A 15,603-nucleotide genomic window follows, 5' to 3' on the forward strand; every position below is an offset into this window, starting at 1 on the left:
TTAGCTGTTTTTATAGTTGAGTGTCACGATGGTTGCAGAAAGAAACGCAAAGATCATGCTGGCAAAATATAAGCCGTCATGCAGTGTTATCTTTCCGTTGTCCATTGAGCTGAAGCGGGAAATCGGGTCAAGTTTCATGACGCTGTCAACGATCCAGATCGGGGCCTGTTGTTCAAGTGCATCCAGAACTAAAGAAAGCCCGCTGATGGTCAGCAGCAAACCCATCGTGAATATGAAAATGATAATGCGCTGGTGCGTGAGTGCGCATATAAAACAGCCGACAGACAGATAACTTCCGGCCAGTAGCCAACTTGCCAGAAATTGGGAAGCGATCACCCCGTTGTCGGGCGTTCCAAGATAGTGAGCGGCAACCACTATGGGAAAATTCAACACTAGGGCGACACTGCATACGGCCCAGGCGGCGAGGAATTTCCCGATCACACGTTCTGCTGAAGTAACGGGCAAGGTTTTCATCATGCCGCAAAAGCTGGCACTGCGTTCATCGGACCACAATTGCATCGACAAGCTGGGTATCAACAACAGGTAGAGCCAGGGGTGCAGTTCGAAAAAGGCCTGCAGGTCACTGCTGTCGCGCTCCATCCAGAGGTGGGCGTGCAACCCCAGCGCCGTACATAACACCAGGAACAAAGCCACGCTCAGGTAGGTGTGAGGGGTACAGGCATAGCTGGCGAGTTGGCGTTTGAAAATGAGGGGCAGCAGTTTCAAGAGGATACCTCGTGGCTCAGATGGTGAACGACATCGTTCAGGCGACCTGGCTCCAGATGCAGTGACGTGATGTTCCAGCCGCGATGGGTGATGAGTGAATTGATGGCGGGGAAGATGGCGTGCCCGGGCATGGCCAGAACCGTCACTGTCCCCGGGTTCTGACGGTCTTCTTCGATACCGGCAACGCCGGGCAATACGGCAAGGGCGAGTAGATCCAGAGGCGGATCCGCTGCGAGCGTCACCGCCTGGAAGTGCCGGGAGCTGCGCTGCAAGTCGGCCAGCGAAGCATCGGCAATCAGTCGCCCACCTGCAATTACCAGGGCGCGGGTGCAAATGTCGGACAGCGCGTCGTAATGACGCGAGGCGATGAGGACGCTCATTTCTTCGGCCAGGGACTGAACGAGCGCCCTGAATTTGAGCCGTTGCTCGGCGTTCAGCCCTTCGGTGGGCTCGTCCAGCAGGAGGACGCTGGGGGAGTGCAAAATGGCTTGCGCTATCGCGACTCTGCGCTTCAAGTCATGACTGAGCACATCGATAGGACAGTTGAGTACGGGCTGCAGCTCCAGTCGCGTGGCGACCCGGTCCACGTGCCGGCGTTTTTCGGCGCCGCTGAAGCTTCGAGCTGCGGCAACAAAGTTGAGAAGGCTTTTGACTGACAGCGTGTGGTGGGTGATGCCTCCCTGGAGCTGGTAACCGAGGGCTCGCCTGGCGAGACCTGAATGGGTTTGAGTGCTCAAACCCTGAATGCTGATGTGCCCATTGGTGGGTCGAGTCATGCCGGAAATCAGATTCAGCAACGTTGTTTTACCGGCGCCATGCTCTCCAAGCAATCCCACGCATTCCTGGCGTTGGACACAGAACGAAACGTCGCTTATCACGCTTTTTTTGCCCAGGTACTTTGTCAGGTTGCTGACTTCGATCATAGGTTTACCGAATCAATTGGGCGGTGCCTGAAGAAGGTTTCGTTTGTGGTGTCGGTGCGTTAAAAAGATTACGTTCAATACCTGCTCTTGGGAACGCTGGGTTCACTTAATAAGTAAAGTCCTACGTTTGAATTGATAACTCGCTGAAACAATTGTGGTGTTCTGAATGCTTAATAATGGTCGGATATTTGTCTGATATTTATATAAGGTTTTCTTTTTGCAATGAGGCCTGACTGCCATGATGCTTCTACGTACCCTTGTTCTTGAGCGCAGCGGTGAGGATGCTCCCGTCAACGGCGCACTGTTGTGTGGCTTTGCCGTCGAACAGACGTCCTCCAACTTTCTGGTGTATAGCCTTGATGAAGAAGCCGAACCCGGTCATTCCAGGGTGTATATCGCCGCCTTGCGCAAAAAGCTCGAACGGTATTTTCTTGGCGGGGTTGAGTCCAAGGAGGACTTGCAAGTAGCGATGCAAGTCTTCAAGCAAATCCTGATGATGGCGGCGGCAGCGGGCAATAAGGAAAATACTGTCACCGAGTCTCAGGTTCCGTTTCACTTCATTGATCTGAAAGGCTGCAGGTTGCCGCCTGCCAGGCCCGAGGACCATCACTCAGTGATCGTCAAGAAAGCGCTGGTAATGAAGGTGATTACATTGGGTATGTCCGCCCCTGCTGCGCCTGCCATTGAAAGCAGCGCGGTCATCGTGCCGTCGATCCGCTTCTCATCGCAAATGGTTGCTCCGCCGCGGGGCAAGAGTCAGCCGGAGCCCGTCCCGCCGCCTGCGGATGACGGTTTCGTTGAAGAGCCGCCTGTGCGGGCCACGGGGCTGGAAGAGTTGCAAGTACCGGTCGAGTCCAGCGCGCCTGTCGTCCAGTCAGAACCCATTTACATGCCGCCGCAACCCCTCTCTCCAAAGGAGAATACTTCCATTCTCGAAATAGACAGCACGCTGAGCAATCTGGCCAGGGTTGCCCAGGAACTGACACAGAAAAAACAGGCTGTCATCGAGCGCGAAGAGATGCTCGAACAGTGGCAGGCTCGATTGCAACAACAGCAGACTCAACAGGACGAAAGAGGCCGGGCGTTGGACCAGCGCCATTCGCGACTGCAGGAGCAAGAGTTGGAGGTGAGCCAGAAGACCGAAAAAATGGTGCTGATGATGTCGCAACTTTCGCTGATGCGACAGCGCCTGCAAGGCACGCTCGTTGAACTGGACCAGGTCCTCGACGGGCAGGGCTGAGTCGCTGTCGAGCTGGATACTTTGCGCTGTTGATTTATCATCGATCCCCGCCAGCCGACGCCAGGGTATGATGCCTCGGTCTGTCGACACTATTGGACATTGCCTGGGGATGTGCGCGTTTGAGTACCAAGCTGATTACCAAAGAAGGCCATGAAGCGCTGAAAAAGGAATTGGATTACCTTTGGCGTGAGAAGCGTCCGGACACAACGCGCAAGGTCACGTGGGCGGCTTCCCTGGGAGACCGCAGCGAAAACGCGGATTACCAGTACAACAAGAAGCTGTTGCGTGAGATCGATCGGCGGGTGCGCTACCTGCGCAAACGCCTCGAGGATATGCGCGTGGTGGAATACATGCCGGAGCAGGAGGGCAAGGTGTTTTTTGGTGCGTGGGTCGATGTCGAAAACGAGCAGGGCGAGACCAAACGTTTTCGCATTGTGGGTTATGACGAGATCTACGACCGGATGGATTACATCTCTATCGACTCCCCCATGGCACGTGCGCTGCTGCGCAAAGAGGTCGACGATGAAGCCATCGTGCAGACCCCCGGCGGGGAGGTGTGCTGGTGGATTACCCGGATTGAGTACGTGAAATAGCAACGGATGGCCCTTGCTCTGGTTGGAGCAAGGGCCATCCGTGTTTCAGCCTTCGCGCAGTACCGTCAGCGGACTGGCGTTGAGCGCACGACGTGTGCCGAACACCCCGGCGGCACCGATCAGCGCCGCGCCGATCACTGGCAACAGCAATAGCCAGGGGTGAGGGTGCCAGGCCAGGTCAAAGGCGTAGCGGTACAGCACCCAGGTCACCAGTTCGGTGCCCAGTGCCGCCAGCAAACCACTGACCGCCCCCAGCAGTCCGAACTCGATGCGCCGGGCCTTGACCAGCAGCCGGCGCTCGGCACCCAGCGCACGCAGCAGCGCACCTTGGCGGATCCGCTCATCGAGGGTGGCCTGCAAGCCGGAAAACAGCACGGCCATGCCTGCGGCGAGCACGAACAGCAGCACGTATTCCACCGCCAGGGTCACCTGGGCAAGGATGCTGCGCAGTTGTTCCAGCAGCGCCTCGACCTGCAGGATGGTAACGGCCGGGAAGGCGCGGGACAGGTCGACGATCTGCTGGTCATGCCCAGGCGCCAGGTAGAAGCTGGTCAGGTAGGTGGTCGGCAAATCCTTCAAGGTGCCCGGTTGGAAGATCATGAAGAAGTTGGGCTGGAAGTTGTCCCAGTTGATCGTCCGCAGGCTGGTAACCCGCGCCTCGCGATTCTCCCCGCCAATGGTGAATACCAGATGGTCGTTGAGCTTGAGTTTCAAGCTTTCAGCCACCTTGGCTTCCACCGAGACCCCTGGCACGTCATCGCCCGGTTGCGCGGTCCACCAGCTGCCCGCCGTCAGTACATTACCTTGGGGTAAATCGGCGGCCCAGGTCAGGCTCAGGTCCCGTTGCACCGCGCGATCGCCGCTGGAGTCCTTGCTGACAATATCCTGCACGGGCTCGCCGTTGATGCTGATCAGCCGTCCGGGTATGACGGGGTAAAGCGGTGCCGATTGCGCCTGCACTTCCAGGAGGCGCGCGCCAAACGCCTCTTTGTCGGCCGGCAGGATATTCAGCGCGAAGTAGTTGGGCGCATCCTTGGGCAACTGGTTCTGCCAGGTGTCGAGCAGCTCGCCGCGCAGCAGGGCGATCAAGCCCATGGACAGCAGGATCAAGCCAAACGCCAGGGACTGGCCGGCTGCCGCCAATGGATGGCGCAGCAATTGGCCCAGGCCCAGGCGCCAGGGCAGGGAGGCCCGTGCGAGTAAGCGGCGCAGGCTTTGCAATAACAACAGCAGCAAGCCACCGAGGATCAATGCCGCTACCACGCCGCCGCCCAGTAATGCGAAGGTCAGCACCAGATCAAGGCTCAGTCGCCACATGATCAGGCCTAGGGCAAAGAGCGCCGCGCCGTACACCATCCAGGTGCTCGAGGGGATCGGCAGCAGGTCGCGACGCAGTACCCGCAACGGCGGCACCCGGCCCAGCGCGGCCAGGGGCGGAAGCGCGAAGCCGGCGAGGGCGACGAGCCCCGTGCCGATACCGGCCACGGCCGGCAGCAGCCCGCCGGGTGGTACGTCCGCGGGCAGCAGATCGTGCAGGAAGTAGAACAGCCCGAATTGCGCGAGCCAGCCGAGGACGGCGCCGGTCAGGCTTGCCAGCAGGCCCAGTACGCTCAGTTGCAGGCTGAACAGCAACATGGCTTCGCGGCGTGACAGTCCCAGGCAGCGCAGCAGGGCACTGGCATCGAAGCGGCGGCTGGCAAAGCGGTTGGCTGACAGCGCCACAGCCACGCCGGCCAGCAATACCGCCACCAGGCTGGCCATATTCAGGTAACGCTCGGCCTTGCCCAGGGCGCCGCCAATCTGTTGGTTGCCATCGCGCGAGTCCTGCAGGCGCTGGTTGGCCGCCAGGCCCGGCTTGACCAGGTCGCGATAGGTTTGCAGCGCCGTGCTGCCGGGCGGGGCGCGCCACAGTTCGCGATAGCTTACGCGGCTGCCAGGCTGGACCACGCCGGTGGCGTCCAGATCGGCCAGGTTGATCATCACTCTGGGTGTGAGGCTGTAGAAGTTGCCGGCGCGGTCGGGCTCATAGGTCAGTATGCGTGTCAGGCGCAGGGTCTTCATGCCGACGTCGATGCTGTCGCCGACTTTCAAATCCAGCGCTGTCAGCAGCCGCGCTTCCACCCAGGCTTCGCCGGGTTTTGGGCCACCACCCGGGGTTTCGGCACCAAAGGGCTCACCCGTACTTTTAAGCTCACCCCGTAGCGGGTACTGCTCGTTGACCGCCTTGATGCTGGAGAGCTGGATACCGTTGTCGGCGGCGATGACGCTGGAGAATTCCACGATGCGCGCATGATCCAGGCCCAGTTCGGTGCCGGATCGGATTTGCTCGGAGCGGGCTGGCGAGCTGCCTTCAAGTACCAGGTCCGCGCCCAGGAACTCGGTGGCGCGCAGCAGCATGGCGCCGTTAAGGCGTGCGCCGAAATAGCCGATAGCGGTGCTGGCGGCCACCGCCACCAGCAGGGCGAAGAACAACACGCGCAATTCGCCGGCGCGGGCATCGCGCAGTAACTGGCGCATGGCAAGACTGAACAGGCGTAACAGCGGCAGGCGTGCCATCAAGGCTCCAGGGGCGCGACCATCAGGCCGGCTTCAAGGCGGATCAGGCGTCGGCAGCGATGGGCCAGGCGCTCGTCGTGGGTGACCAATACCAGGGTCGTGCCGCTCTCTTTATTGAGTTCGAACAACAGGTCGCTGATGCGCTCGCCGGTATGGCTGTCGAGGTTGCCGGTGGGCTCGTCGGCAAACAGCACGTCCGGCTCGGCGGCAAATGCACGGGCAATCGCCACGCGTTGCTGCTCGCCGCCGGAAAGCTGGCGTGGCGAATGGGTCAGGCGCTTGCCGAGGCCGACGCGTTCGAGCAGGTGCGTGGCGCGCTCGCGGGCATCCTTGCGGCCGTCCAGCTCCAACGGCAGCATGACGTTTTCCAGCGCATTGAGGCTGTCGAGCAACTGAAAGGACTGGAATACGAAACCCACGTGTTCGGCACGGATGCGCGCGCGTTGGTCCTCGTCGAGACTGCTCAGGGCTTGACCTGCCAGGGTGACTTCACCGCTGCTGGGCAGGTCCAGGCCGGCCAGCAGGCCGAGGAGGGTGGATTTGCCGGAACCGGAGCTGCCGACGATAGCCAGGCTATCGCCCTTGTTCAGTTCCAGGCTCAGTTCGTGCAGGATAGTCAGTTCACCTTCCGCGCTGGGAACCACTTTGCTGAGGTTTCGCGCGGTGAGAATGCTTGCGCCCATGGAGAATCCGATGCGAATGTGGTTTTTGAGTGCTGGCCTGGCCTTGATGTGCATGGCCCAGAACGCAGCGGCGGGTACAGTCCTGATCGTTGGCGATAGTATCAGTGCCGGTTTCGGCCTGGATACCCGCAAAGGGTGGGTTGCCCTGCTGGAGCAACGGCTCAAGCAGGAGGGGTTTGACGATAAAGTGGTCAATGCGTCGATCAGTGGCGACACCAGTGCCGGAGGCCTCGCGCGGTTGCCTGCGGCGCTTGCAGCGCATAAGCCGGAGGTGGTGGTCATCGAGTTAGGTGGCAATGATGGGCTGCGAGGTCAGCCGCCGGCGCAATTGAAACAAAATCTTGCGTCGATGATTGACCAGTCCAAGGCAGGCGGTGCCAAGGTGCTGCTGCTGGGCATGCAGATTCCGCCCAACTATGGCAAGCGTTACGTCGATGCGTTCGCCAGGGTGTTCGGCGAGGTGGCAGAGGAAAAAAAGGTGCCGCTGGTACCGTTTTTCCTGGAGGGAGTGGGCGGGCACCCTGACTTGATGCAAGCAGACGGCCTGCACCCGGCAGTCGCCGCCCAGGGCAAGTTGCTGGAAAATGTCTGGCCGACGCTCAAACCGCTGTTATGACGCTTTTCTACCGGCAGGCTTTCGGCTAAGGTGGCGCCCCCCCGATTTGGAGCCCCTGATGTCGCGTCCTGCCTGGTCCCTGTTTAATTACCAACTGATCGAGCCGGACGAGCAGCTGGATCTGTTCGCCTGCCAGGAAGTCCGGGTGCATCTGGTGGCGCGTCAACTGGAGTTGGGCGGCTCGATTGATCGCACGCTCTGCGGCACGTTATTGCCTGCGCAACCGCTCTGGTCGTCGGTGGATCGTTCGATCTTCCAGGACCAGCGGCTGTGCCCGTTATGCAGGGCAATTCTGGAGTCTCAAAAGCGCGGCACACCGCCGATCTGGCCGGAGCTGCGCTTCGAGCTCTAGCGCGGCCGGCTTGATGCCAGGCGGTCGCTTCACGTATACAATCAGTTTTTTCCTACCGTCGTTCTGCGAAGGATTTTCCGGATGTTGTCGCGCCTTTCCGTCGTTACCTGCTGCCTGTCTCTCGCTGCGCTCTGTGCGGCCGGTCCGGCCTTGGCCTTGCAGTTGCCCTTGCCGCCGCCCGGTGAGGACATCGTCGGTCAGGTCCAGGTGATCAAGGCCAAATACGAAGACACGTTTGCCGACCTGGGTACCACCTATGACCTGGGCTATTCGGAAATGGTCGCGGCCAACCCGGGTGTCGATGCCTGGTTGCCAGGTGCAGGTACGGATATCGTGCTGCCGACACGGTTCATCCTGCCGCCGGGCCCGCGCGAAGGGATTGTGATCAACCTGGCTGAATATCGGCTCTACTACTACCCCAAGGGACAGGACGTGGTATACACCTTCCCGTTGGGGATTGGTCGTGAAGGCTGGGGGTCGCCCATTGCCCACACTAGCATCATCGCGAAGACGCCGAACCCCACCTGGACACCGCCGGCCTCGATCAAGGCCGAACATGCCGCCAACGGTGACCCGCTGCCCAACGTAGTACCTGCCGGCCCTGACAACCCGCTGGGCCCGTTCAAGTTCACCCTGGGCACACCGGGTTATCTGATCCATGGCTCCAACATGAAATTCGGTATCGGCACCCGCACCAGCCACGGTTGCTTCCGCATGTTCAACAACAATGTGCTGGAAATGGCGAGCATGGTGCCGGTCGGCACGTCGGTGCGAATCATCAACGATGCCTATAAGTTCGGCAGCGCCGGCGGCAAGGTCTATCTTGAAGCCCATACACCCTTGAACGACGATGGCACACCGTCGGTGGTCGACAAGCACACGGCCGTGATCAATGCCCTGCTCAAGCGTGAAGACCTGGCCAACAGCCTGCGGGTCAACTGGGACCAGGTGCGTGACGTGGTGGCGGCGGAAGATGGTTTGCCGACTGAAATCGGTGTGCCTGGCGTCGCTCCGGTGGTGTCCGGCGCGCCGGTTGATTTTCAATAAAGCCTCTGCGGACGGCTACGGCCGGCGCGGCAGATTTCAGGCAAAAAAAAGCCGATCCATAAATGGATCGGCTTGATAACAACCCCGAAGGATTATTACTTGCGGCTTGCTTTTTCAAGCATGCGCAGAGCGCGCTCGTTAGCTTCGTCAGCAGTCTGTTGTGCTTTTTGAGCAGCAGCCAGCGCTTCATCAGCTTTACGGTAGGCTTCGTCTGCACGAGCCTGGGAGCGAGCTGCTGCATCTTCTGTTGCAGTCAGACGCGCTTCGGTTTCTTTGGAGACGCTGCTGCAACCGGTAGCCAGAACTGCGGCCAGAGCCAGAGCAGAGAATTTCAGAACGTTGTTCATCGTGTTCCCCTTCAAGGACTTTCTATTTAGATGGCTACTGTCTCAGAGTGAGCAAATAGCCGGCGTACATACTACCCATTACTTGTAGTAAGTAAACTGACGTTGCGCAAGAAGCAAAAAAAATTCTCGTACCGAATCTGTTTTGGCTAATCTGTGGGAGATTTGTATAAAACCCAGACGGGTTTTTTCATCCTGCTGAAGATTGGATCCAGGCTGAAAGCACCGGCCCGCATGCCTCGAGCCTTGTAAGCAGATGAAATGTTATATATCCAGACGGGCACTTGCGTTGCGCTTGCGCGTACCGCAACGGGTATCTTTCGCCCATCTAGAGGTGACTTTAACAGCGCCAGTTCGTCTCAAGCTGCAACTGCCGGCAATGTTCAGGCGTTCGGTCACCGGTTGATCGAGGCCCTTTCTAATAATCCGCCCGTGGCAGGGGATGACGAGTGTGCCTTGAGCAATTGCTGAATTGGTGCCTACTATTCCCTGCGTGCAGGTGTGAGCGCTCAGGGTTTTCTCGTTGTCGAAACCGGCACGGGGTGGCGTAGATGTTCCTTCGCCGGAAAAACATCGGTAAGGTAGGGTCAATATTCAAGACCCGCGAGGAGTAGTGATGAGCGAGGCGTTGTCCATCCACCATGACCAGGCTGGTCATCAGTTCGAGACCAATGTGGACGGTCATCGTGCCTATCTGACCTATATGGACCTCGGGAAACAGACCCTGGATATCTATCGCACGTTCGTGCCCAACGCGTTGCGTGGGCGTGGTATTGCGGCTGCGTTGACCGAAGAGGCGTTGAAGTTTGCCGAAGAGTCAGGCTACACGGTCATCCCGTCCTGCTCCTATGTGGAGCGCTACATGGAGCGCCACCAGCGCCATGCCGCCAAGCTGTGAACGAACAGCCATAAAAAAACGCCGGGTTTAGCCCGGCGTTTTTGTGTGTGCCTGATTCAGGTGCGTTTGCGTTTGGGCAATACGTCCTTGAGCTTGGCGTGCATGCTGCGCAGGGTGTTCTCGGTAGCGGCCCAGTCGATGCACGCGTCGGTGATCGACACACCGTACTGCAAATCGGCCAAGTCTTTTGGAATGGCCTGGCAACCCCAGTTCAGGTGGCTCTCGACCATCAAGCCGATGATCGACTGATTGCCTTCGAGGATCTGGTTGGCGACGTTTTCCATCACCAGCGGCTGCAGAGCCGGGTCCTTGTTGGAGTTGGCGTGGCTGCAGTCGACCATGATATTTGGCTTGATCCCGGCCTTGTTCAGCGCCTGTTCGCAGAGTGCCACACTGACCGAATCATAGTTGGGTTTGCCATTGCCGCCACGCAGCACCACGTGACCGTAGGCGTTGCCCTTGGTGGTGACGATGGACACGCCGCCTTCCTGGTTGATGCCCAGGAAGCGGTGAGGGCTGGAGACCGACTGCAGCGCGTTGATCGCCACGGTCAAGCCGCCGTCGGTGCCGTTCTTGAAGCCCACGGCCGAGGACAGGCCGGAGGCCATTTCGCGGTGGGTCTGGGACTCGGTGGTACGGGCGCCGATGGCCGACCAACTGATCAGGTCCTGCAGGTACTGCGGGGAGATCGGGTCCAGCGCTTCGGTGGCGGTGGGCAGGCCCATTTCCGCCAGGTCCAGCAGCAGTTGACGACCGATATGCAAGCCGTCCTGGATTTTGAACGAGTCGTCCAGGTACGGGTCGTTGATCAAACCTTTCCAGCCCACGGTTGTACGCGGCTTCTCGAAATAGACGCGCATCACCAGGTACAAGGTGTCGGACACCTCCGCCGCCAGCACTTTGAGGCGTTCGGCGTATTCGTGCGCGGCCTTGAGGTCATGGATCGAGCAAGGCCCGATCACGACGAAGAGGCGGTGGTCGGTGCCGTCGAGAATGTCACGGATGACTTCGCGGCCCTTGGTGACGGTCTGCAGGGCAGCGTCGCTCAGGGGGATTTCGCGCTTGAGCTGATCGGGCGTGATCAGGGTCTCGTTGGATTCAACGTTAAGGTCATTGATCGGTAAATCAGCCATCGTGTTACTCGTCAGGGTCACGGGTGCCGGCCGCCAGCCATCCCCGTGCGGCGGAGCACAGCATGATTTGGATGCAGGGGGGAGGAACCTTAGCGCGTAATACGGGCTCGCGACAATGGGCAAAGGCCGCTTTAATCCAGCACTGGCTGCACAACCGCCTCGTGGGAGAACTCGCCGGCGTGGCGCGACACCCAATCGCGGGCCAGGGCTTCGAGTTGCTCAGGCGTGTGCTCGTCGGCGTCATGCAGGCGGCAGTAGCGCTCGATCTGGCACACTTGCTCGCCCATACGCGCGCCGAACAGGGCGTGTTCATCGGTAAAGCTGATGCCGATGCGATAGCCGGCATCCCCTTTGCGGCACCACGCGACATAGCCCGGATACCGAGCGCTGGCGCCCAGGGAAGGGATATGCAGGTCGACCGCCGTACCGGTGCGCCAGGCTCGCGGGCAGTTGCAGGCGATGCCGCCGCGGCCGATAGTGCGCAGGTGTTGGCGGGGCAGGGGAGGAGAGGGACGTTGGATCAATTCGACAGCGACATCATCAGGGTGAGGTAAAAAACGACCCATGTACACGGACTCCGAACACCGTCCCATGGACGGCAGTGGCAGCAGTATAGTGAAGGAACTGGAATTGACCGACCTGGACATCGACCAGCAATTGCTGGAATTGCCAGGGTGTTCGCTGGTAGCGTTTACCAGTGTCGGTTGTTCCAGTTGCCGCTGGGCGCGCCAGCAGTTGCCGGGCTGGCACTTGCCGGTGGACCGAGTGTGCTGGGTGGATGCCGGGCACAACGGCGGCGCGGTCGAACGTTACCAGATCTTTCATTTGCCCGCGTTGTTCCTCGTGTGCGAGGGTCAATTCTACGGGCAACTACAGACACGTCTTACGCAATCAGACCTGACCGACGCAGTAAACCACGCACTGACCCGTACCCAAGAGGATTTGCCATGACCGCCACTGCACACCCTTCGCCACGTATCGGCATCATTGGCACCGGCGCCATAGGCGGCTTCTATGGCCTGATGCTGGCGCGTGCCGGGTTCGATGTGCATTTTCTGGTGCGCAGCGAATACGCGGTAGTCAGCAAACAGGGTCTGCGCGTCAACAGCAGCGTGCATGGCAACCTGCACCTGCATCCGGTGCAAGCGTATGCCAACGCTGCCGATATGCCGCCGTGCGATTGGCTGCTGGTGGGTACCAAATCCACCGGCAATGCCGATCTTGCTCCGACCATCGCCCAAGTCGGGGCGCCGGATGCCAAGGTGGTGCTGTTGCAAAACGGACTGGACGTCGAGGACAGCCTGCGTGAGCACCTGCCGCCGTCGCTGCACTTGCTGGGCGGCCTTTGCTACATCGGTGTGCATCGTGCCGCGCCCGGCGTCGTCGAGCATCAGGCGCTGGGGCGGGTCAACCTGGGCTATCACAGTGGCACCGCCGCCGACGATGAAGCGCGGCAGCAGGCGATTGTCGAAGAAGGGGCCGGGCTGTTTCATCAAGCGGGCATCGAGTCTCAGGCCATGGCGAGCGTGCATCAGGCCCGCTGGCATAAACTGGTGTGGAACGTGCCGTTCAACGGGCTCTCGGTTTTGCTCGGCACTGGCACCCGCGCGCTGATGACGGATGATTCCAGCCGCGCGCTGATTCAAGCGCTGATGGCCGAAGTGGTGCAGGGTGCTCACGCCTGTGGCCATGAAATAGCGGCGAGCTACGCCGGGCAGATGTTCGCCATGACTGAAACCATGGACGACTACCTGCCCAGCATGTATCACGATCACGTGCACAAGCGTGCGTTGGAACTGGCGGCCATCTACGCGCGACCGTTGGCCGCTGCCAAAGCCGCCGGCTGCGAATTGCCGCGCATGCAGGCGCTGTTCCAGGCCTTGAGTTTTATTGATCGGCACAATCGCTGATTCCGGGGGCAAGTACATGGTGAAGGGATTGAGCGATAAACTGGTGCTGGCGATTTCATCGCGGGCCTTGTTCGATTTGAGCGAGAGCCACAAGGTCTACCTCGCCGAAGGGGTGGAGCCGTATCGCCAATACCAGATCGAGCACGAAGAGGAAATCCTTGAACCCGGCGACGCCTTCCCGCTGGTCAAGAAACTGCTGAGCCTCAACGCCAGCCTCGGGCGGGCCCGTGTCGAGGTGGTATTGGTGTCGCGCAACAGCGCCGATACCGGGCTGCGAGTGTTCAACTCGATTCAGCATTACGGCCTGGACATTTCCCGCGCCGCTTTCGTTGGAGGGCGTAGTCCCTATCCGTATTTGGCCGCCTTTGGTTGCCATCTGTTTCTGTCGACCCATGCAGAAGATGTGCGCAGTGCGCTCGACGCCGGTTTTGCCGCGGCGACGCTCCTGTCGGGTGGCCCGCACCGTGCATCAAGCGAGGAACTGCGGATCGCCTTCGATGGCGACGCGGTGCTGTTCTCCGACGCCTCGGAGCGCATCTATCAGGCCGGCGGGTTGGAAGCGTTCCAGGCCAGCGAACGAGAGTCGGCGCGCGAGCCGTTGCACGGCGGCCCGTTCAAGGGCTTCCTGGCGGCGCTCAACCTGTTGCAGCGTGAGTTCGCCGACGAGGCGTGCCCGATTCGCACGGCACTGGTCACCGCGCGCTCGGCGCCGTCCCATGAGCGGGTCATTCGCACCTTGCGCGAATGGGACATCCGCCTGGATGAATCGCTGTTCTTGGGCGGCCTGGATAAATCCGCGTTCCTGGAAGCGTTTGCCGCCGATGTGTTCTTCGATGACCAGGCCGGGCATTGTGAAAGAGCCAGGGAGGTGGTGGCCACCGGGCATGTGCCCCATGGCATCAGTAACGAGTTGAAAATCCAGAGCGAGAGCTGAGCCGAACTGCTCGAGGCGCTGCTAAGCTCATCCAATCTCCGCCAGCCTGGCAACCCAGGGGGTTCTATGATTCGTTCGATGCTGTACGCCACGGATCTTGGCCTGTATGCACCGTATGTCATGCAACATGCCCTGGCGTTGGCGCGAACGTTCAAGGCGGATTTGTATGTGATTCATGTGGTGGAGCCCATCGGGCTGTTCGCCGAATCGGTGTTGCAGAGCTACCTTGATGAAAAGGCCCTCAGCGAGTGGCAGCGCCAGGGGCTGACCACGCTCATGGCGACGATCGAGCAACGGGTGCTCGACAGCTTTCGCGAGGAGCTGGGGGACGGGGAGCAGGACCTGAAGTTGATTCGGTCGGTACGGGTGATCCAGGGCGACCCCTGCGAGGTGATTCTCGACCAGTTGCATAAACTTTCCGTCGACTTGTTAATCGTAGGCAGTCATAGCCATGCAAGCGCAGCGGCCACACCGCTTGGGCGCACCGCAGCGCGCCTGGTGCAAGTGACGAGTGTGCCGGTTTACCTGGTGCCGTCGCTGCAACGCCGGCGCAGTGATGAGAGTGATCGGTAGAAAACGATAAAAAGTTCTAGATTTATATATATTACCTTTAATATAGTTATATACCGTCGCTGATACCCGTGGCGTCTATCTGCTTTGAGGGATTCATATGAAGCTTCAACAACTGCGCTACATCTGGGAAGTGGCGCACCACGACCTCAACGTTTCCGCTACCGCTCAAAGCCTCTACACGTCGCAACCCGGTATCAGCAAGCAGATCCGCCTGCTCGAAGACGAGCTGGGCGTCGAAGTATTCGCGCGCAGCGGCAAGCACTTGACCCGCGTCACGCCGGCGGGCGAGCGCATTATCACCACGGCCGGCGAGATCCTGCGCAAGGTCGAGAGCATCAAGCAGATCGCCCAGGAATTCTCCAACGAGAAGAAGGGCACCCTGTCGATCGCCACCACCCACACCCAGGCACGCTACGCCTTGCCGCCGGTGATCCGCGATTTTATCAAGCAATACCCCGACGTGGCGTTGCACATGCACCAGGGCTCGCCGATGCAGATCGCCGAGATGGCCGCTGACGGCACCGTCGATTTCGCTATCGCCACCGAAGCCCTGGAGCTGTTCGGTGACCTGGTCATGATGCCGTGCTACCGCTGGAACCGTTGCGTCGTGGTGCCGCAGGGGCACCCCTTGGCCAAGTTGCCGAAGCTGACCCTGGAAGCTCTGGCCGAATACCCGATCGTGACCTACGTGTTTGGTTTTACCGGCCGTTCCAAGCTTGACGAAGCCTTCAGTCACCGTGGTCTTACGCCGAAGGTGGTGTTCACCGCAGCCGACGCCGATGTGATCAAGACTTACGTGCGGCTCGGCCTTGGCGTGGGCATCGTCGCCAAGATGGCCGTCGACACCCAGCTCGATAAAGACCTGGTGGTGCTCGATGCCAGCGAGCTGTTCGAGTCCAGCGTGACCAAGATCGGTTTCCGGCGTGGCACGTTCCTGCGTGGTTTCATGTGCGATTTCATCGAGAAATTCGCACCGCACCTGACCCGCGAAGTGATGGCCAAGGCAATCCAGTGCCACAACAAGCAGGAACTGGAAGAATTGTTCGACGGCGTGGAACTGCCGGTTCACTAAGTG

The 15,603-nt window shown here is 59.9% G+C and carries 18 protein-coding genes; 11 read left to right on the forward strand and 7 right to left on the reverse strand.

Annotated features, from left to right (window positions below):
- Positions 1–726: an ABC transporter permease gene (locus tag BOP93_RS08290; protein WP_104502231.1), complete on the reverse strand. Its 726-nt coding sequence runs from the start codon at positions 724–726 to the stop codon at positions 1–3.
- Complete coding sequence (locus tag BOP93_RS08295; protein WP_104502232.1) at positions 723–1,649, reverse strand: ABC transporter ATP-binding protein; 927 nt, start codon at positions 1,647–1,649, stop codon at positions 723–725. The genes BOP93_RS08290 and BOP93_RS08295 overlap by 4 nt, the downstream gene beginning before the upstream one ends.
- A 238-nt stretch (positions 1,650–1,887) precedes the next feature.
- Between BOP93_RS08295 and BOP93_RS08300 the strand changes: the two genes are divergently transcribed.
- Entirely contained in the window at positions 1,888–2,889 is a 1,002-nt protein-coding gene (locus tag BOP93_RS08300) for a hypothetical protein (protein ID WP_104502233.1), read from the forward strand.
- Positions 2,890–3,008: 119 nt separating this feature from the next.
- A complete protein-coding gene (gene greB / locus BOP93_RS08305; protein WP_065892558.1) occupies positions 3,009–3,482 on the forward strand; it encodes a transcription elongation factor GreB in 474 nt (157 codons plus the stop codon).
- A gap of 45 nt (positions 3,483–3,527) precedes the next feature.
- On the opposite strand, the gene BOP93_RS08310 is transcribed toward greB, so the two are convergent.
- Together BOP93_RS08310 and BOP93_RS08315 are read right to left on the reverse strand one after the other, a co-directional pair.
- A complete protein-coding gene (locus BOP93_RS08310; protein WP_104502234.1) occupies positions 3,528–6,038 on the reverse strand; it encodes an ABC transporter permease in 2,511 nt (836 codons plus the stop codon).
- A complete protein-coding gene (locus tag BOP93_RS08315; RefSeq protein WP_065885127.1) occupies positions 6,038–6,721 on the reverse strand; it encodes an ABC transporter ATP-binding protein in 684 nt (227 codons plus the stop codon). The genes BOP93_RS08310 and BOP93_RS08315 overlap by 1 nt, the downstream gene beginning before the upstream one ends.
- A gap of 10 nt (positions 6,722–6,731) precedes the next feature.
- On the opposite strand from BOP93_RS08315, the gene BOP93_RS08320 reads away from it, so the two are divergent.
- The 3 genes from BOP93_RS08320 (at position 6,732) to BOP93_RS08330 (ending at position 8,736) form a co-directional block, all read left to right on the forward strand.
- A complete protein-coding gene (locus tag BOP93_RS08320) occupies positions 6,732–7,337 on the forward strand; it encodes an arylesterase (protein WP_162303210.1) in 606 nt (201 codons plus the stop codon).
- A gap of 58 nt (positions 7,338–7,395) precedes the next feature.
- Positions 7,396–7,689, forward strand: a complete 294-nt coding sequence (locus tag BOP93_RS08325) for a hypothetical protein (RefSeq protein ID WP_057722836.1) — start codon at positions 7,396–7,398, stop codon at positions 7,687–7,689.
- Between the two features lie 81 nt (positions 7,690–7,770).
- The gene (locus BOP93_RS08330) at positions 7,771–8,736 is read left to right on the forward strand and encodes a L,D-transpeptidase family protein (protein WP_104502236.1); all 966 of its coding nucleotides are present in this window, start codon (positions 7,771–7,773) and stop codon (positions 8,734–8,736) included.
- Positions 8,737–8,831: 95 nt separating this feature from the next.
- On the opposite strand, the gene oprI is transcribed toward BOP93_RS08330, so the two are convergent.
- On the reverse strand, positions 8,832–9,083 hold the full coding sequence (gene oprI, locus BOP93_RS08335) for an outer membrane lipoprotei OprI (protein ID WP_003172710.1): 252 nt from the start codon (positions 9,081–9,083) through the stop codon (positions 8,832–8,834).
- 613 nt (positions 9,084–9,696) lie between these two features.
- On the opposite strand from oprI, the gene BOP93_RS08340 reads away from it, so the two are divergent.
- Complete coding sequence (locus BOP93_RS08340; RefSeq protein WP_003233387.1) at positions 9,697–9,978, forward strand: GNAT family N-acetyltransferase; 282 nt, start codon at positions 9,697–9,699, stop codon at positions 9,976–9,978.
- Positions 9,979–10,034: 56 nt separating this feature from the next.
- Here BOP93_RS08340 and BOP93_RS08345 read toward each other — a convergent pair whose 3' ends face one another.
- Together BOP93_RS08345 and BOP93_RS08350 are read right to left on the reverse strand one after the other, a co-directional pair.
- Positions 10,035–11,111 carry a 3-deoxy-7-phosphoheptulonate synthase gene (locus tag BOP93_RS08345; protein ID WP_104502237.1) on the reverse strand — a complete coding sequence of 359 codons (1,077 nt, stop codon included), beginning with the start codon at positions 11,109–11,111 and terminating at the stop codon, positions 10,035–10,037.
- Positions 11,112–11,242: 131 nt separating this feature from the next.
- Complete coding sequence (locus BOP93_RS08350; protein ID WP_104502238.1) at positions 11,243–11,677, reverse strand: PilZ domain-containing protein; 435 nt, start codon at positions 11,675–11,677, stop codon at positions 11,243–11,245.
- Between BOP93_RS08350 and BOP93_RS08355 the strand changes: the two genes are divergently transcribed.
- The 5 genes from BOP93_RS08355 to cysB all read left to right on the forward strand — a co-directional run bounded on the left by BOP93_RS08355 (position 11,676) and on the right by cysB (position 15,600).
- Positions 11,676–12,062, forward strand: coding sequence for a thioredoxin (locus tag BOP93_RS08355; RefSeq protein ID WP_104502239.1), 387 nt, complete (start codon positions 11,676–11,678; stop codon positions 12,060–12,062). The two genes, BOP93_RS08350 and BOP93_RS08355, sit on opposite strands and share 2 nt — an antisense overlap.
- Positions 12,059–13,021 (forward strand): putative 2-dehydropantoate 2-reductase, encoded by a 963-nt coding sequence (locus BOP93_RS08360; RefSeq protein ID WP_104502240.1) that lies wholly within the window; start codon positions 12,059–12,061, stop codon positions 13,019–13,021. The genes BOP93_RS08355 and BOP93_RS08360 overlap by 4 nt, the downstream gene beginning before the upstream one ends.
- Positions 13,022–13,037: 16 nt before the next feature.
- Positions 13,038–13,955 carry a 5'-nucleotidase gene (locus BOP93_RS08365; protein ID WP_104505249.1) on the forward strand — a complete coding sequence of 306 codons (918 nt, stop codon included), beginning with the start codon at positions 13,038–13,040 and terminating at the stop codon, positions 13,953–13,955.
- Between the two features lie 66 nt (positions 13,956–14,021).
- Positions 14,022–14,528 carry a universal stress protein gene (locus tag BOP93_RS08370; RefSeq protein ID WP_104502241.1) on the forward strand — a complete coding sequence of 169 codons (507 nt, stop codon included), beginning with the start codon at positions 14,022–14,024 and terminating at the stop codon, positions 14,526–14,528.
- Between the two features lie 97 nt (positions 14,529–14,625).
- Positions 14,626–15,600 carry an HTH-type transcriptional regulator CysB gene (gene cysB, locus BOP93_RS08375; RefSeq protein ID WP_017849520.1) on the forward strand — a complete coding sequence of 325 codons (975 nt, stop codon included), beginning with the start codon at positions 14,626–14,628 and terminating at the stop codon, positions 15,598–15,600.
- Positions 15,601–15,603: the final 3 nt, after the last annotated feature.

Origin of the sequence: Pseudomonas orientalis (assembly GCF_002934065.1) — a bacterium.
Taxonomy (GTDB): Bacteria; Pseudomonadota; Gammaproteobacteria; order Pseudomonadales; family Pseudomonadaceae; genus Aquipseudomonas; species Aquipseudomonas orientalis_A.

Excerpts from the sequence above, each read along its gene's own strand:
- BOP93_RS08295 (WP_104502232.1), bottom strand. The coding sequence starts at position 1,649 with ATGATCGAAGTCAGCAACCTGACAAAGTACCTGGGCAAAAAAAGCGTG.
- BOP93_RS08300 (WP_104502233.1), top strand. The coding sequence starts at position 1,888 with ATGATGCTTCTACGTACCCTTGTTCTTGAGCGCAGCGGTGAGGATGCT.
- BOP93_RS08310 (WP_104502234.1), bottom strand. The coding sequence starts at position 6,038 with ATGGCACGCCTGCCGCTGTTACGCCTGTTCAGTCTTGCCATGCGCCAG.
- BOP93_RS08315 (WP_065885127.1), bottom strand. The coding sequence starts at position 6,721 with ATGGGCGCAAGCATTCTCACCGCGCGAAACCTCAGCAAAGTGGTTCCC.
- BOP93_RS08320 (WP_162303210.1), top strand. The coding sequence starts at position 6,732 with ATGCGAATGTGGTTTTTGAGTGCTGGCCTGGCCTTGATGTGCATGGCC.
- BOP93_RS08325 (WP_057722836.1), top strand. The coding sequence starts at position 7,396 with ATGTCGCGTCCTGCCTGGTCCCTGTTTAATTACCAACTGATCGAGCCG.
- BOP93_RS08330 (WP_104502236.1), top strand. The coding sequence starts at position 7,771 with ATGTTGTCGCGCCTTTCCGTCGTTACCTGCTGCCTGTCTCTCGCTGCG.
- oprI (WP_003172710.1), bottom strand. The coding sequence starts at position 9,083 with ATGAACAACGTTCTGAAATTCTCTGCTCTGGCTCTGGCCGCAGTTCTG.
- BOP93_RS08340 (WP_003233387.1), top strand. The coding sequence starts at position 9,697 with ATGAGCGAGGCGTTGTCCATCCACCATGACCAGGCTGGTCATCAGTTC.
- BOP93_RS08345 (WP_104502237.1), bottom strand. The coding sequence starts at position 11,111 with ATGGCTGATTTACCGATCAATGACCTTAACGTTGAATCCAACGAGACC.
- BOP93_RS08355 (WP_104502239.1), top strand. The coding sequence starts at position 11,676 with ATGTACACGGACTCCGAACACCGTCCCATGGACGGCAGTGGCAGCAGT.
- BOP93_RS08350 (WP_104502238.1), bottom strand. The coding sequence starts at position 11,677 with ATGGGTCGTTTTTTACCTCACCCTGATGATGTCGCTGTCGAATTGATC.
- BOP93_RS08360 (WP_104502240.1), top strand. The coding sequence starts at position 12,059 with ATGACCGCCACTGCACACCCTTCGCCACGTATCGGCATCATTGGCACC.
- BOP93_RS08365 (WP_104505249.1), top strand. The coding sequence starts at position 13,038 with ATGGTGAAGGGATTGAGCGATAAACTGGTGCTGGCGATTTCATCGCGG.
- BOP93_RS08370 (WP_104502241.1), top strand. The coding sequence starts at position 14,022 with ATGATTCGTTCGATGCTGTACGCCACGGATCTTGGCCTGTATGCACCG.
- cysB (WP_017849520.1), top strand. The coding sequence starts at position 14,626 with ATGAAGCTTCAACAACTGCGCTACATCTGGGAAGTGGCGCACCACGAC.